The organism is Rhodococcus sp. IEGM 1318, assembly GCF_033142465.1.
GTDB classification, from domain to species: Bacteria; Actinomycetota; Actinomycetes; order Mycobacteriales; family Mycobacteriaceae; genus Rhodococcus_F; species Rhodococcus_F qingshengii_B.
Map to the genome: position 1 here is coordinate 289,339 of NZ_JAWLSC010000001.1, position 13,956 is coordinate 303,294.

The following is a 13,956-nucleotide window of genomic DNA, read 5'->3' on the forward strand; positions in this document are numbered from 1 at the left end:
ACTCAACTCAGAATTCGACGAAGTTGGCGTGCCCGAGCAGCGAGCCGTCCGGTCGAGTCGAATAGTTCGGATTCGTCTACACAGAGAGTGTCTGTCGCCCAGGCGGTCCCGTGGCGTAGGCGATACCACGGTGACAGTGATTGGGGATCTGCCGTGAGGTGCTCCGGTGTGAAATGCGCGGTGAACTCGATGGTCGGTATAGCCACTGGCATCGTCAGTGTCGCGAACAGGCCGGGCGGAAGCGCGTCGAGCAGGACCGCGGCGCGCTCTTGAGCCGTGAAATCGAGGTCTGTGAGCAGGCGGATCCAGACGTCGAATTCGGGGGAGTCGCCACCGGCGAACGGCCTCGCGGAGTTGACCGGCCGGATGTCGAGGTGCTGGGAAAACGGCACAAAATCCACCGGGATCTCCAGCGAAGGCAGGGTTGCCGGGTCGGCCGGACTCGGCTCGACTCCGGGGGCGGACAGCGTCGTGGCTCCTGTGTCTCGGGCTAACCGAACGAGAGCGGATCCCGAACCGGTCAGCGTGACGTGGCAACTGACGGTCCGCCCGCCCCGCATCTCGCCGACGGTCAACTCGGCCGGCCCCGGAGGGACGGGGCGGTCCAGGTGCGCCGTGACTGCCAGAGGTTCGGCTCCGGACGCCTCCGCTGCCACTCGCAGCATCCGTGCCACGGCGAGTCCGCCCTGAATGCCGTCGAAACTCCGCCAGCTGGAGTCGAATTCGGTGTGATGAATCGCTGCGTCCGTCGACTGCCCGGCCGCCGCGGATACCTGACTAGTAATTGCCATAGTCAGCACCCTAGGCGCTGACTATGGCAATGGCAAGCTAGGGTCTATTCGGGAGTGCTGGACGAGCCACCGAAGAGCATGTAGATGAGGATCTGAAGAATGCCGAGAGGATTGATCTCGCCGAGGCTGCTCATGTGTGAGGAACTCCTGATTGGGGGGATGGGTACTGTTGCATCGCAACGTCACTGAAAGTACGGCAATTCAGACAATGCGGTGCGAAATTTACCGACAATTCACTGTCCGCGAGTCGGGCGGCAGTGCAGGTAGGCGTCCGTGACCACGTCGAGAACGCGATTGCCCTGTGCATCGACCAATTTCGCTGTGATGGTGACCAATCCTCGCGCGCGATTGTCGAACACGACGTTGTCGATGGTGGCCTTTCCGCTCAGGGTGTCACCGGGGCGAAGTGGACGTCGGAAGCTCACGTCGCGCATGGTCTTTCCGGCGATCACGTTCCATTGGTCGTAGAGACTGGCGACCACCAACTTCTGGCAGATCGACAGGGTGTGGAGCCCGCTGGCGATCAACCCGCCGAAGACACCGGACCCGGCGGCTTCCTTGTCGATGTGAAACCACTGGGGATCCCACTGGGTTGCGAACTCGACGATCTCCTCTTCGGTCACCGTATACGAGCCCAATGGGATCACTTGGCCGATCTCGAGATCGTCGGCGAACACTGTGCGTTTGTGAAGGGCGGCCGAATCGTTCATGGTTGTGTGAATCTCCTGCGTGTTCCGGGTGTACTCGGAACATACTCTCCGCAGTTCGTTCGGCTCCTTCGCAAGTCCTTGTTCAAGGTCACTAGAATTGTCACATGGTTGACGACGCGAGGATCGAGCCGAGGGCGCTGGCAGGAACGTGGCACTTCGAGCGCGACATCGTCGACCGCCTTTCCGGTTACACCAAACATGTCTTCGGCGAGACCACTATCTCCGACGCCGGTGACGGTCGGATGCGCTGGTACGAGAGTGGCACTCTGCGTGACGGCGATCTGGAGCTGCCAGTGTTCCGGACTCTGTTCATTGCAGAGCGCGGCCTCGAATGGGCTGTGACATTCGAAGACGGCAGAGAGTTCCACGACTGGGCACCGGGGGAGGAAGTCGAGCACCTGTGCGGTGCGGATACCTACCGCGGGCGAATCGACGTCACTGCCGGCAATCGATCGGCTTGGACTGTCGTCTGGACCGTGACGGGGCCGAGCAAGAACTACACGATGACCACGCAGCTCACTCGGCCCTGATCTCAGCGCTCACCAGTTATTCGACGCCGATCGTCACCTCGGTGGACTTCACGAATACCGTTGCAGCTTGGCCTGGTTCGAGGTCGAGATCCAGTGCGGCATCACGGGTGATCGACGAAGTCACGATCTGGTTGCCGCCGTCCAATTTCACCTTGACCGTTGCCATGACGGTGCCGAGGTTGACCTCGGTGATTGTGCCGCTGAGTTGATTTCGCGTTGACAGTCGCATCTCTGAACTCCTGTGCTCTCGGCTGGGTGTGCTTCGACCATAATCCGATAGTCGCGTATCTACCCAGCGATTCCGCAGGTGCGGACATGCGGGTGCCGCAGGTGCGCGAATATTGTCGGGCGGTGGAGGTAGATTCCGGTCATGACTGAACCTGTGAAAGGCCCGGCGTCGTATTTTCCGTCGATCGAGAAGAAGTACGGTCGGCCGATCGTTGAATGGCAAGAGCTGATCAGAAGCTCAGACCTCACCAAGCACATGGAACTGGTCAATTGGTTGAAGTCGGAGCACGGTATGGGGCATGGACACGCGAATGCACTTGTCGCCCATACGCTGAAAGAAGGCTAGTTCTTTTCAGGCGGCCGTAGCGTCCAGCACCAACCAGCCGCCGTGATGCTCGAATACCTCGAACGGCACACCGGTCTGCCGGCCGACCGCACGCAATGATTCGAGATCGAACGTACGGATATGACCGTGGCAGGCCGTGGCTTCGTCCTCGAAGGGGACAGCTATGACGACCCGTTGACGTGCGATCCGGAGTGCCTGCGCGATCACGGCTTCGCCGACTGCGTCGTCGACGTGCTCGAGGAGATGAATCGCGGTGACGGTGTCGGCGGTGTTGTCCGGTGCCGGAACTTCACCCGCGTCGCAGATCACCGTGTCGATCGTGATGCCGAGTTCGGGGGCTACCGCCTCGAGTAGGATCATCGTTCCGGGCAGGATGTCCGTGGCGGTCACCTCCATTCCGGCGCGCGCGAGTCGCAGGGGCAGGAATCCGAAGCAGGAACCCAGATCGAGCACGGAACCGCGAACCAGTTCATGGGCTTTGTCGTGAATCGGCGCGAAATCTGCAGTGCCGTCCAATAGTTCGGCAAGGGAGTTCCGGTAGTAGGTGGTCCAGGATTCGAGAGCGCCGTCCACGGTGGAGCGAACCAGGCCGACCATCGTCAACTCGAATTCGTCCTGGCCGAACTCTGCGTCCTGGATCGACGAGGTGACTCCGGCGACGAGTCGCTCACTCAGGTCGGCGGGAGTGAGGGAGTGCCTGACGTGGAGGCGACCGCCTCGGCGATCGAGCGAGATCGGACCGGAATCGACGCGTTCGACGGTGACATGCCCGAACGACCACACGCCCGGCGTCGACGGTGCCAGTGAATCCAGGACCGGTTCGTTCGTGATGGTGGACATGATCGCCTTTCTCGGGTGGTGATGCTTCTCAGGTGCTGATGCCGGTCCGCAGGGACTGCGTACCCGTTTTCAAGAGTTCCGGTAGCTCGAGTGAATCGTCGGTGAGCCACTGCTCGTACGCCGACACGGCGACCCCGAGCAGAAGATAGCCGACCGTGCGTGGGCCGTGATCGGTCGGCTCGAGATTCATTCGGCGTGCGACGTAGTCGGCGACCACCTGCCGCCAACCTTCGTACATCACCACAGAGTATGCCTGAAGCGTCGGAACTTCGAGGATCAATTCCATCCGTTTGCGATGTACCGCAGTCTCTTCCGGTGGGAAGGTGTTGAACGTCAACAATGCGGATTCGAGTGCGTCGACCAACGGGATGTCAGCGGGCAGTGTATCCAGGTGCTCACGCATCTCGTCGAGATGCCCGTCGAAGTCGCCCCAGGGGACGGCGTTCTTTGACGGGAAGTAGCGAAAGAAAGTCCGACGCGCGATGCCGGCGGCGTCGGCTATCTGGTCGACGCTCACCTCGTTGAAGCCGACTGTGGAGAACAGTTCGATGCCGATCGTGCTGATTCCCTCCTTCGTTGTGGAGGGGCGACGACCTATCCGAGCGGACGGTTTCTTGCGGCTACGCATACTTTTTTCGCTCCATGTGTGTCATTCTGCACTCGATGCCATTACAGTGGTGAACCGAGTCACAGTGAAGTCCCACTAGTGACCACCAACTCCCAGGTTGGAAGTCTGATCTACAGACTTCCAGACGGAGTGCGACCGCAGGAGGAATCCATGTCAGATCGTGACAACAAGGCGCTCGAGAACGACCTCGTCGAGGAGTCCCTCGTGGAGGAAGTTTCCATCGACGGCATGTGCGGCGTGTACTGACCGTGTCTGCTTTGGATCTCGATGCGGGGTGGAAACTCCACCCGCAGGTAGCGCTTCGCCCCGAACCTTTCGGGGCGTTGCTCTACCACTTCGGAACGCGCAAGCTGTCGTTCCTGAAGAACACGACCATCGTTGCGGTGGTCAAGGCGTTGCCAGACCATCCTGATGTCCGGTCCGCACTACGTGGGCAAGGCATCGAAGATGACGCGGCTCCCCAATATGCCCGCGCGCTGAGCACTCTCGCCGACTCGCACATGATCGTGCCTGTCTGAGCCAGACGCTCGCCCCCACGTGCGGAACAGCCCTTCTGCACGTTCGCCCGCTTCATTTCTTCGCGAGGACACAGCCATGACCTCAGTTCTTGAACAACCCTCCCCGCCCGCCAAGGTGGGTCGCCTCGTCGATCAGTTCGAACTCGGACTCGACGCCCCGATCTGCCTGACGTGGGAACTCACCTACGCCTGCAACCTGTCCTGTGTGCACTGCCTGTCGTCGTCGGGCCGTCGTGACCCCAACGAGCTGAGCACCGAACAGTGCAAGTCCATCATCGACGAGCTGCAGCGTATGCAGGTTTTCTACGTCAACATCGGTGGCGGCGAGCCGACGGTGCGCTCCGACTTCTGGGAGCTCGTCGACTACGCGACGGACCACCAGGTTGGTGTGAAGTTCTCCACCAACGGCGTGAAGATCGACAAGAAGGTCGCGGCGCGCCTCGCCGCCAGTGACTACGTCGACGTGCAGATTTCCATCGACGGTGCCACCGCTGAAGTCAATGACGCTGTGCGCGGGCCTGGTTCGTTCGCAATGGCCGAGCGTGCTCTCGCGAACCTGAAGGAAGCCGGCTTCAAGGACGCCAAGATTTCGGTGGTCGTCACGCGGCACAACGTCAGTCAGCTCGACGAGTTCAAGGCTCTCGCGGACAAGTACGACGCGACCCTGCGCATCACTCGACTGCGCCCTTCGGGCCGCGGCGCCGACGTGTGGGACGACCTGCACCCACGCCCCGAACAGCAGCGTGAGCTCTACAACTGGTTGGTGGCCAATGGTGAAGGCGTCCTGACGGGAGACTCGTTCTTCCACCTCTCCGCGTTCGGCGATGCACTGCCCGGTCTCAATCTCTGTGGCGCGGGTCGTGTCGTGTGCCTGATCGACCCGGTCGGTGACGTCTACGCGTGCCCGTTCGCGATTCACGAGCAGTTCCTTGCCGGAAACATCGTGAAAGACGGTGGATTCCAGGAAGTCTGGCAGCACTCGGACCTGTTCGAGGAGCTGCGCTCGCCGCAGACCGGTGGCGCCTGCAGCAAGTGCAACCACTACGACTCCTGCCGGGGTGGCTGCATGGCGGCCAAGTTCTTCACCGGACTGCCGATGGACGGACCTGACCCCGAGTGCGTCATCGGCAACGGTGAAAAGGCATTGGCGTCGGCGGGAGAGGTCCCGAAGTCCAGTGTCGATCACTCCCGTTCCGGTCAGCGTAAGACCCCACGTGCATCGGTGCCCCTGACATTGATGATGCGTCCGCCCGCCAAGATTTGTGACGAAAACCCGCTTGCGGGAATGCAGTAACTACTGCGCGATACCGACAGTGCGGCGAAAGCTGCACCCCAGAGAGGTCAGTTCAATGGCTAAGAATGCTTTCTTCGAGACGGTGGCAGAAGCACAGCGCCGTGCGAAGAAGAGGTTGCCCAAGTCCGTGTACGCGGCGTTGGTGGCGGGATCCGAGAAAGGGCTGACTGTCGACGACAACGTCGCGGCATTCAGCGAACTGGGTTTCGCTCCCCACGCTGCGGGACTGTCGGACAAGCGCGAGATGTCCACCACCATTATGGGCCAGGACATTTCGTTGCCTGTCATGATTTCACCGACCGGTGTGCAGGCAGTGCACCCCGACGGTGAGGTAGCGGTAGCTCGTGCGGCTGCAGCACGGGGAACAGCCATCGGACTGAGTTCTTTCGCCAGCAAGTCCATCGAAGAAGTTGCCGCGGCCAACCCGCAGGTCTTCTTCCAGATGTATTGGGTCGGCAGCCGCGACGTGCTTCTCCAACGTATGGAGCGCGCTCGCGCTGCCGGTGCCAAGGGCCTGATCATCACCACCGACTGGTCCTTCTCGTACGGTCGCGACTGGGGCAGCCCGTCCATCCCCGAGAAGATGGATCTCAAGGCGATGTTCCAGTTCGCCCCCGAGGGCATCATGCGTCCGAAGTGGTTGCTGGAGTTCGCCAAGACCGGCAAGATCCCGGATCTGACCACACCCAACCTCGCGGCTCCCGGCCAGCCGGCGCCGACGTTCTTCGGCGCGTACGGCGAGTGGATGCAGACTCCGCTTCCGACGTGGGAAGACATCGCCTGGCTGCGTGAGCAGTGGGGTGGACCGTTCATGCTCAAGGGCATCATGCGCATCGACGACGCCAAGCGAGCTGTCGACGCCGGTGTCTCCGCTATTTCGGTCTCCAACCACGGTGGTAACAACCTCGACGGCACCCCGGCGCCGATCCGCGTGCTCCCGGGCATCGCCGAGGCCGTGGGCGATCAGGTGGAAGTTGTTCTCGACGGCGGTATTCGGCGCGGCGGCGACGTCGTCAAGGCGCTCGCACTCGGAGCCAAGGCCGTCATGCTCGGGCGCGCCTACCTGTGGGGTCTCTCGGCAAACGGCCAGGCCGGTGTCGAGAACGTGCTCGACCTGATGCGGATGGGCATCGACTCGGGGCTGATGGGCCTCGGCCACTCGTCCATCACCGAGCTGAGCCCGGCGGATCTGGTGATCCCGGAAGGCTTCACCCGCACGCTGGGTGCGAGCTGAATCTCCGGCTCTGATCGAGCTGTGAGTTGAGCCTTCACGAACACACAACCCTGGCCGGACGCAAAGTCCGGTCCAGGGTTGTTTTCGGTCCGCACGAGACCAACCTTGCTGTGGGACGCTCGCTTTCCGATCGGCACCGGGCGTATTACCAGCGCCGCGCCGAAGGCGGTGCCGGGATCGTCGTCACCGAAGTGGCGTCGGTACTTGCCGACGACTGGCCGTACGAGCGGGCACCGCTGGCGTCGCAATGTGGCCCGGGGTGGCAGTCGATCGCGACTGCGTGCGCCCCGTACGGAGCGTTGGTTCTTGCCGGGCTGGGGCATACCGGGATGCAGGGTTCCAGCGCATACTCTCAATCGGTGCTGTGGGGACCGTCAAGAGTGGCCGACCCGGTGACGCGCGAATTGCCGATGGCAATGGGGCAGCCGGAAATCGACCAGCTGATAGCCGGCTTCTGCGAAGCGTCGGCGCTGGCCGTCGCTTCGGGAATGGACGGAGTGGAACTCGATGCCGGCCCTCGAAGTATTCTGCGGCAATTCCTTTCGGGCCTGACCAACACTCGGCACGACCGATACGGTACTGATCGCGTCGCCCTTGTTCGCGAGATCCTTTCGGCCGTGCGTGACGAACTAGGACCGGATCACGTTGTCTCCTTGCGGTTGTCCTGCGACGAGGAAGCGCCATGGGCGGGCCTGACGCCCGATCTTGCCATCGGTATTGCGCGTGAAGTGTCTCCGCTCCTCGATCTCCTTGTTGTCGTTCGTGGCGGACTCTATTCGTCTGACAGGTACCGCCCCGACTTTCACTGCCCGCCGAACTTCAACCTCGACCTGTGCCGTGAGATCAAGGCCGCGGTGTCGATTCCTGTTGTCCTGCAGGGGAGCGTCGTGGATATGGCCGACGCTCACGCAGCGCTGGAAGTAGCCGAGTTCGTCGAGATGACCAGGGCCCAGATCGCGGACCCGGACCTGGTCGTGAAAGCCGCGCGCGGCGATCGTCCCCGGCCGTGTGTGCTCTGCAATCAGACGTGCCTCGTGCGTGATCCTCGCAATCCTGTCGTGACGTGCGTCGGGAATCCGAGCGCGGGTTTCGAGACGGTGGACCTCGATGAGCGAGAGCAGATTTCGACACCGGGAGCCGTGCTGGTCGTGGGGGGTGGCCCCGCCGGGATGGAAGCCGCGCGGATCTCGGCGGTGGCAGGGCACTCGGTCACGCTCGTCGAGAGTTCATCGCGTTTTGGCGGCATGATCCGAACTTTTGCGAGAGGTGGCGGCCGAAGCCGGTTCACACTCCTCGCGAAGTGGCTCGAGGACGAATGCCGTCGTAGCGGCGTGACGATGCGAACCGGGGTGACGGTCGACGCGAAGGACCTGAGTGACGCACGTGGTCGGGGCGAGCTGATTGTTTTTGCCACCGGTAGTGCTGCGCGGCCGCCGACGTATCCGGTTGACGACTCGGTTCGGTGGTTGGATGCGTCGGAAGCCTTCGAGAAGTTGGCCACCGTGGGGCCGGGTCCGGTCGCGCTGATCGATCCGCTCGGTGGACCGATCGCGGTGGCGCTCGCAGAAGTGCTCGCGGCCCAGGGCGTCTCCGTCTCGATTGTGACCCCCGACAGCATCGTCGGTTCGAGGCTCGGTGCGAGTGGGGATCTGGTCGGCGCCAACACGCGCATCCAGCAGGCCGGGATCACCAGGGTGCTCGCGTCCCGTGTCGTCGAAATCGCTGGAGGGACCGTCTGCGTCGAGCACGTTCATACCGGCGAGCGGTCACAGCTCGAGTGCGAAGTGGTGATCGACTGCTCGCCTCGTCTGCCAAACGAAACGCTGAAGGAAGCGGCCGACATCCACGTGGGTGACTCGGTTGCTCCGCGAACTGTTCTCGAATCCATCCGCGAAGGGCGGTGTGCAGGGTTTACTACTAGAACGAGTTTCAATTCTGCAGAGAGGGCTATCTCATGACACAGGGTTCAGTTCGTTCGCTCGAAGGCCGCGTTGCTTTCATTACCGGTGCAGCTCGCGGTCAGGGACGTGCGCACGCAGTCAAGATGGCGCGCGAGGGAGCAGCGATCATCGCGGTCGACGTGTGCGCGTCGGTAGCGTCGGACAATTCCTACGACGCAGCAACTTCCGAGGACTTTGCCGAGACGATACGTCTGGTCGAAGCGGAGGGTGGGAAGATCCTCGCCCGCGAGGTCGATGTCCGTGACGGCGCAGCGCTCACCGCGGTGGTCAAGGACGGTGTCGAGCAGTTCGGACGCCTCGACATCGTGGTTGCAAATGCCGGGGTCTGTAACTGGAATCGATTCTGGGAAATGTCGGACGAGCAGTGGGAAACCCTGATCGACATCAACCTGACCGGAGTCTGGAAAACCCTCAAGGCATCGGTGCCGGCGATCATCGAAGGTGGGCGCGGTGGATCGATCATCGTGGTCAGTTCGGTGGCCGGACTCAAGGCGCTGCCCGGACAAGCGCACTACGCGAGCGCCAAGTTCGGTCTCGTCGGTCTGACGCAGGCCGCGGCAAAGGAACTGGGGGAGTACAAGATCAGGGTCAACTCGATCCACCCTTACGGAGTAAATACGCCGATGGGGGTCGACCAGGGCGCGCTCGAGGTATTTGCAAAGTTTCCGCAGTACCTTCCCAACTTCACTCCGATCCTCTCGGACATCGCGTTCGCCGAACCCGACGAGATCGCCGATACCGTTTTGTGGCTCGCGGGTGACGGTTCACGCACCGTCACGGCAAGTCATATCGCGCTCGATCAAGGAAACTCCAAGGTCTGATGACGCCGTACCCGCGCCTCTTCGCGCCACTGCGCCTGGGCAACCTGACACTCCGCAATCGGGTCGTGTTCTCCGCGCACCTGACCAATTACGCGGAGAACGGGTTGCCGACGGAGCAGCACGCGAGGTACTACGAGGCGCGGGCACGCGGTGGTGCGGGTCTGATCATCACCGAGGAGCACTCGACGCATCCTTCGGATCGACCGTACGAGAAGATGATTGCGGGCTATCGGCCCGAAGCGATCGAGGGATACCGGCGGATCACCGACGCCGTTCATGCACATGGTTCATCGATTCTCGCGCAGATCAACCACAATGGGGGTCAGGGCGCTGGAACCTATTCACGATTGCCGCTGTTGGCACCGAGCGCCGTCGCCGATCCGTTGTTCCGCGAGGTGCCCAAGGCTGTCGACGACGCGGACATCGTTGAGATTCTCGACGGGTTCGCCCTTGTTGCGCGCAACTGCGTCGCCGGTGGCTTCGACGGGGTGGAACTGCAGGCGTCGCAGTCGTCCATCGTGCGCGCGTTTCTCGCACCCTCGACCAACCTGCGCACCGATCGCTACGGCGGGGGCGTGGCGAATCGTGCGCGTTTCCTTCTCGAAGTGCTCGGGGTACTGCGTGAGGCCATCGGCCCGGATCGTGTGCTCGGTGTGCGCCTGAGTGGATACGAAGGAACGCGGGGTGGCATCGAACTGTCCGACGCGGTAACCACCGCCCAACTGATCGAAGCTGACGGTCACGTCGACTACATCAACACCACCGTCGGAATGGCCACGGAAACACTGCATCTGGTCGAAGCATCGATGGCTGTACCCACCGGCTACGCCAACTTCGTCCCGTCTGCGATCAGGGAGGTCGTCGATCTTCCAGTCGTCGGAGTCGGCCGTTTCAAGACGCCGGAGCACGCCGAAGCTGCACTCGAGGAAGGTGTATGCGATCTGGTGGGCGTAGTTCGCGGGCAGATCGCCGATCCGGATTTTGTGAACAAGGCGCGTGCCGGTCAATCGTCACAGGTGCGAACCTGCCTGTCCTGCAACCAGGAATGCGTCGGGCGGATGGGTCTGGGGCGTTGGTTGGGGTGCACCGAAAATCCGCGCGCCGGTCGGGAATCGGTCCCACTGCCGATGCCGCGGCGACGGGGCCGCACGGTGGTGGTAGTTGGCGGCGGCCCGGCCGGCCTGCAAGCTGCGGCCACCGCGGCCCAGCGAGGTCATGCGGTGACGCTGTTCGAGCGTGAACGAAGACTTGGCGGACAGATTCTTACCGCCTCGGTGGTCCCCGCTCGCCGAGAGCTCGCCGACCTCGTCCGGAATCTTGAATCGGAGTGTCGCCGAAGCGGTGTGACGATCGAGCTGGGTGCTGGAGCTGATCTCGCGATCGTGGAGGAGCAGGCGCCCGACGTGGTCGTGATTGCAACCGGAGCGCGGCCTGTGCGCCCAGCGTGGGCGGGTGGATCTGATTGTGTGGTGGGTGTCCGAGATGTTCTCGACGGCAGGATTCTGCCGAGTGGAACGGTGCTCGTGTACGACGAGTTGGGATTCCATCAAGGCACGTCGGTGGCGGAATTCCTCGCTGATCAAGGTTGCGCTGTCACGATCGCGACCAACGGCATGGTGGTTGCCCAAGATCTGAGCATCACCCTGGATTTCGAGGGGTGGAACCGCCGGGCGTTTGAGAAGTCGATCATGCAACGGACGGATCTGATGGTGACGTCGGTGAGCGGTGGAGCTGCGCCGCTCGTGAGCTTGGTTCACCTTCCGACGGGTGTGGTCGAGGAAGTTGCGGTCGACTGGGTGGTCTTCGCGACACAGCAGGAACCTGTCGACGAGTTGTGGAACTCTTTGCAGGGAAGTTCTTTCGAGATATTTCGCATCGGTGACGCCTTGTCTCCGAGACGTTCGCACGCAGCAGTCATCGAGGGGCATCGGGCTGCGTTGGCGATATAAGTCGTCCGTTTTGTCCCTGGTAATCGAAAGTATGTTCGATTAAAATTTCGGTATGGACAGTCAGGATGCGTGGCAGTTGGATGGTGGGGATCTCAAGGGTGAGGTTCTGGATCTGGTGCGTGTCCGGCACGAGTTGCAGTCGCGGATGGTGTTGCTGATCGTGGAGATGTTTTCCCGGGATGTTCTCGGTGGGAAGGGTTTTCGGGCGATCGCGCAGTGGTTGCATGGTTCGACGAATCTGGAGATCGGCGAGTGCAGTCTGCTCGTCGGTTTGGCGCGGTTGTTGATGTTCGAACCCGTTGTGGGCGATGCGTTTCACCGTGGTGACGTGGATGCGTTGAAGGCGCGGCAGGTGGCGTCGTTTTGTCAGCATCCGCCGAAGAATATGACCCTGGCGGATGTGGAGAAGGCTCGCGGGATTTTGTTGTCGTTGGCGTCGAAGAATATTGCGGATTGTGATGCGGTGCGGGCGGCGATCCGGAGGATCGAGAAGCAGTACGGCAAGCGTGAGGACGGTGTTCCGGTCGGGGAAGACTCTGAGCGGAATGAGTTCTACGCCTCGAAAGGCCTGTACGGGCGGGTCACAGTCAAGGGTGATCTGGATGCGGTGAACGGGGCGCGGTTGATCACGTTGCTGTCGAGCCTGTCCGCTCCGACGCCGGAGAAGGACGGCGTCAAAGACACCCGCACTCCGGCACTACGACGTGCGGATGGGTTCTGCGAACTGTTGCGGCGGTACGAGCGGGCGGGGTTGGGTCCGATCGAGGGCGGCGTGAAACCACACATCACGGTCACCGCCAGCGCGAAAGACATGACCGATATGCAGGCCTTGAAGGACTTGCTGCCGTCCACTGAGGAACTCGGGTACGCGTGGGCGGATTGGGTGGGCCCGATCAGTATTGACACCGCACGGATGTTGGCCTGTGACTGCACCGTGACGCGGATTCTGTTGGATGAAAATGGTGTTCCGCTCGACTGCGGCAAGGAAGCGAGAACGGCGACGGTTCCGCAGCGGCGGGCGTTGGCGGTGCGTGATGGTGGGTGTGCGTTCCCGGGGTGCGGAACGCCGTCGGGGTGGTGCGACGCTCACCATATTGTTCACTGGGGTGATGGTGGCCCAACGGATCTCGACAATCTGATCTTGTTGTGCGGTCATCATCATCGGACGCTGCACCACACGGAATGGCGGGTGGAGATCGGCCAGGATCGGAAGTCGGTGTTCTATCCGCCGATGTCCGTTGACCCGTATCAGCATCCGATCGGCGGGAACAGCCCACCGACCGCGGCTTGAACCGCCACAACTGAAAACTCGTACACACCGGGGCACAACCATGCCCCGGTGTATCCGCAAGCAGTGTTGCGGTGGGAGGGGCCGGCACCAATACCATCGAGGGATGAGTTTCCTGCGTGACCTTGCTGCCATCCCGAGTCCGGCGCTCGAGGGCACTTCGCTCACCGTCGTGGTCCCGGTCGGTTCTTTCGAGCAACACGGTCCGCATCTGCCTCTCGATACCGACACGCGGATCGCGAGAGCAGTCGCACAGGCTCTGTCCGACGTCGTCGTGGCCCCGGCCATCGAATACGGAGCGAGCGGCGAGCACGAAGGTTTTGCCGGCACTATCTCGATCGGTGCCGAGGCTATGGAAATCGTCGTAGTCGAGTACGGAAGGTCCGCATTCCGGTGGGCGAAGCGGGTGCTGTTCGTCAACGGCCACGGCGGAAATGGACCCGCATTGGCCAAAGCGGTGGCACTTCTGCGGTATGAGGGGCGAGACGCCGCTTGGGCGCCGTGCGCTGTGCCGGGTGCCGACGCACACGCGGGACACACTGAAACGAGCCTATTGCTGCACCTTTCGCCCGATTTGGTGCACATGAGCCTTGCTGAGACAGGAAATTTGTCTCCTATCGCGGACCTGATGCCAGGAATGCGTTCGGGCGGTATGGTCGCTGTGTCGCAAAACGGCGTTCTCGGCAATCCAGTCGGGGCTACCGCAGAAGACGGAGCATACATCTTCGGTGAGTTGGTAGGACGCGTGACGGATGGACTGGCCCGGTGGGAGCCTGGTCCAGATGGGAGGCTTCGGTGACGACCACGACCGAGTGGGG

The 13,956-nt window shown here is 62.1% G+C and carries 16 protein-coding genes; 11 read left to right on the forward strand and 5 right to left on the reverse strand.

The genetic code is table 11. The features are described from left to right. Positions 1–2: 2 nt before the first annotated feature. Complete coding sequence (locus R4P65_RS01475) at positions 3–791, reverse strand: thioesterase family protein (RefSeq protein ID WP_317825199.1); 789 nt, start codon at positions 789–791, stop codon at positions 3–5. Between the two features lie 233 nt (positions 792–1,024). Then, positions 1,025–1,501: a MaoC/PaaZ C-terminal domain-containing protein gene (locus tag R4P65_RS01480; protein WP_317825200.1), complete on the reverse strand. Its 477-nt coding sequence runs from the start codon at positions 1,499–1,501 to the stop codon at positions 1,025–1,027. Positions 1,502–1,605: 104 nt separating this feature from the next. On the opposite strand from R4P65_RS01480, the gene R4P65_RS01485 reads away from it, so the two are divergent. Beyond that, positions 1,606–2,031: a DUF6314 family protein gene (locus tag R4P65_RS01485; protein ID WP_317825201.1), complete on the forward strand. Its 426-nt coding sequence runs from the start codon at positions 1,606–1,608 to the stop codon at positions 2,029–2,031. A gap of 16 nt (positions 2,032–2,047) precedes the next feature. On the opposite strand, the gene R4P65_RS01490 is transcribed toward R4P65_RS01485, so the two are convergent. Next, the gene (locus tag R4P65_RS01490) at positions 2,048–2,260 is read right to left on the reverse strand and encodes a molybdopterin-binding protein (protein ID WP_230812204.1); all 213 of its coding nucleotides are present in this window, start codon (positions 2,258–2,260) and stop codon (positions 2,048–2,050) included. 141 nt (positions 2,261–2,401) lie between these two features. Between R4P65_RS01490 and R4P65_RS01495 the strand changes: the two genes are divergently transcribed. Continuing rightward, the gene (locus R4P65_RS01495; RefSeq protein WP_230812205.1) at positions 2,402–2,605 is read left to right on the forward strand and encodes a DUF4287 domain-containing protein; all 204 of its coding nucleotides are present in this window, start codon (positions 2,402–2,404) and stop codon (positions 2,603–2,605) included. Positions 2,606–2,611: 6 nt separating this feature from the next. Here the strand turns inward: R4P65_RS01495 and mftM are convergent, their stop codons facing one another. Together mftM and mftR are read right to left on the reverse strand one after the other, a co-directional pair. Next, a complete protein-coding gene (gene mftM / locus R4P65_RS01500) occupies positions 2,612–3,445 on the reverse strand; it encodes a mycofactocin oligosaccharide methyltransferase MftM (protein ID WP_317825202.1) in 834 nt (277 codons plus the stop codon). Positions 3,446–3,473: 28 nt separating this feature from the next. Next, complete coding sequence (gene mftR, locus R4P65_RS01505) at positions 3,474–4,073, reverse strand: mycofactocin system transcriptional regulator (protein ID WP_317825203.1); 600 nt, start codon at positions 4,071–4,073, stop codon at positions 3,474–3,476. A 150-nt stretch (positions 4,074–4,223) separates the two neighbouring features. Here mftR and mftA point away from each other — a divergent pair, with 150 nt between their 5' ends. From mftA to mftE, 9 genes are all read left to right on the forward strand, one after another. Beyond that, positions 4,224–4,319, forward strand: a complete 96-nt coding sequence (gene mftA / locus R4P65_RS01510; protein ID WP_063836238.1) for a mycofactocin precursor MftA — start codon at positions 4,224–4,226, stop codon at positions 4,317–4,319. Further along, positions 4,304–4,591 carry a mycofactocin biosynthesis chaperone MftB gene (gene mftB / locus R4P65_RS01515; protein ID WP_317825204.1) on the forward strand — a complete coding sequence of 96 codons (288 nt, stop codon included), beginning with the start codon at positions 4,304–4,306 and terminating at the stop codon, positions 4,589–4,591. The genes mftA and mftB overlap by 16 nt, the downstream gene beginning before the upstream one ends. Positions 4,592–4,667: 76 nt before the next feature. Continuing rightward, the gene (mftC, locus tag R4P65_RS01520; RefSeq protein ID WP_317825205.1) at positions 4,668–5,885 is read left to right on the forward strand and encodes a mycofactocin radical SAM maturase; all 1,218 of its coding nucleotides are present in this window, start codon (positions 4,668–4,670) and stop codon (positions 5,883–5,885) included. A 55-nt stretch (positions 5,886–5,940) separates the two neighbouring features. Then, on the forward strand, positions 5,941–7,119 hold the full coding sequence (gene mftD / locus R4P65_RS01525) for a pre-mycofactocin synthase MftD (protein ID WP_003942047.1): 1,179 nt from the start codon (positions 5,941–5,943) through the stop codon (positions 7,117–7,119). A 26-nt stretch (positions 7,120–7,145) separates the two neighbouring features. After that, on the forward strand, positions 7,146–9,077 hold the full coding sequence (locus R4P65_RS01530; protein ID WP_317825206.1) for a mycofactocin system FadH/OYE family oxidoreductase 1: 1,932 nt from the start codon (positions 7,146–7,148) through the stop codon (positions 9,075–9,077). Beyond that, complete coding sequence (locus R4P65_RS01535) at positions 9,074–9,901, forward strand: mycofactocin-coupled SDR family oxidoreductase (RefSeq protein ID WP_003941966.1); 828 nt, start codon at positions 9,074–9,076, stop codon at positions 9,899–9,901. Before R4P65_RS01530 ends, R4P65_RS01535 begins: the two co-directional genes overlap by 4 nt. Beyond that, entirely contained in the window at positions 9,901–11,850 is a 1,950-nt protein-coding gene (locus tag R4P65_RS01540) for a mycofactocin system FadH/OYE family oxidoreductase 2 (protein ID WP_317825207.1), read from the forward strand. Before R4P65_RS01535 ends, R4P65_RS01540 begins: the two co-directional genes overlap by 1 nt. A 52-nt stretch (positions 11,851–11,902) precedes the next feature. After that, positions 11,903–13,141, forward strand: a complete 1,239-nt coding sequence (locus R4P65_RS01545; protein ID WP_317825208.1) for an HNH endonuclease signature motif containing protein — start codon at positions 11,903–11,905, stop codon at positions 13,139–13,141. Positions 13,142–13,244: 103 nt separating this feature from the next. Then, complete coding sequence (gene mftE / locus R4P65_RS01550; protein WP_317825209.1) at positions 13,245–13,937, forward strand: mycofactocin biosynthesis peptidyl-dipeptidase MftE; 693 nt, start codon at positions 13,245–13,247, stop codon at positions 13,935–13,937. Positions 13,938–13,956: the final 19 nt, after the last annotated feature.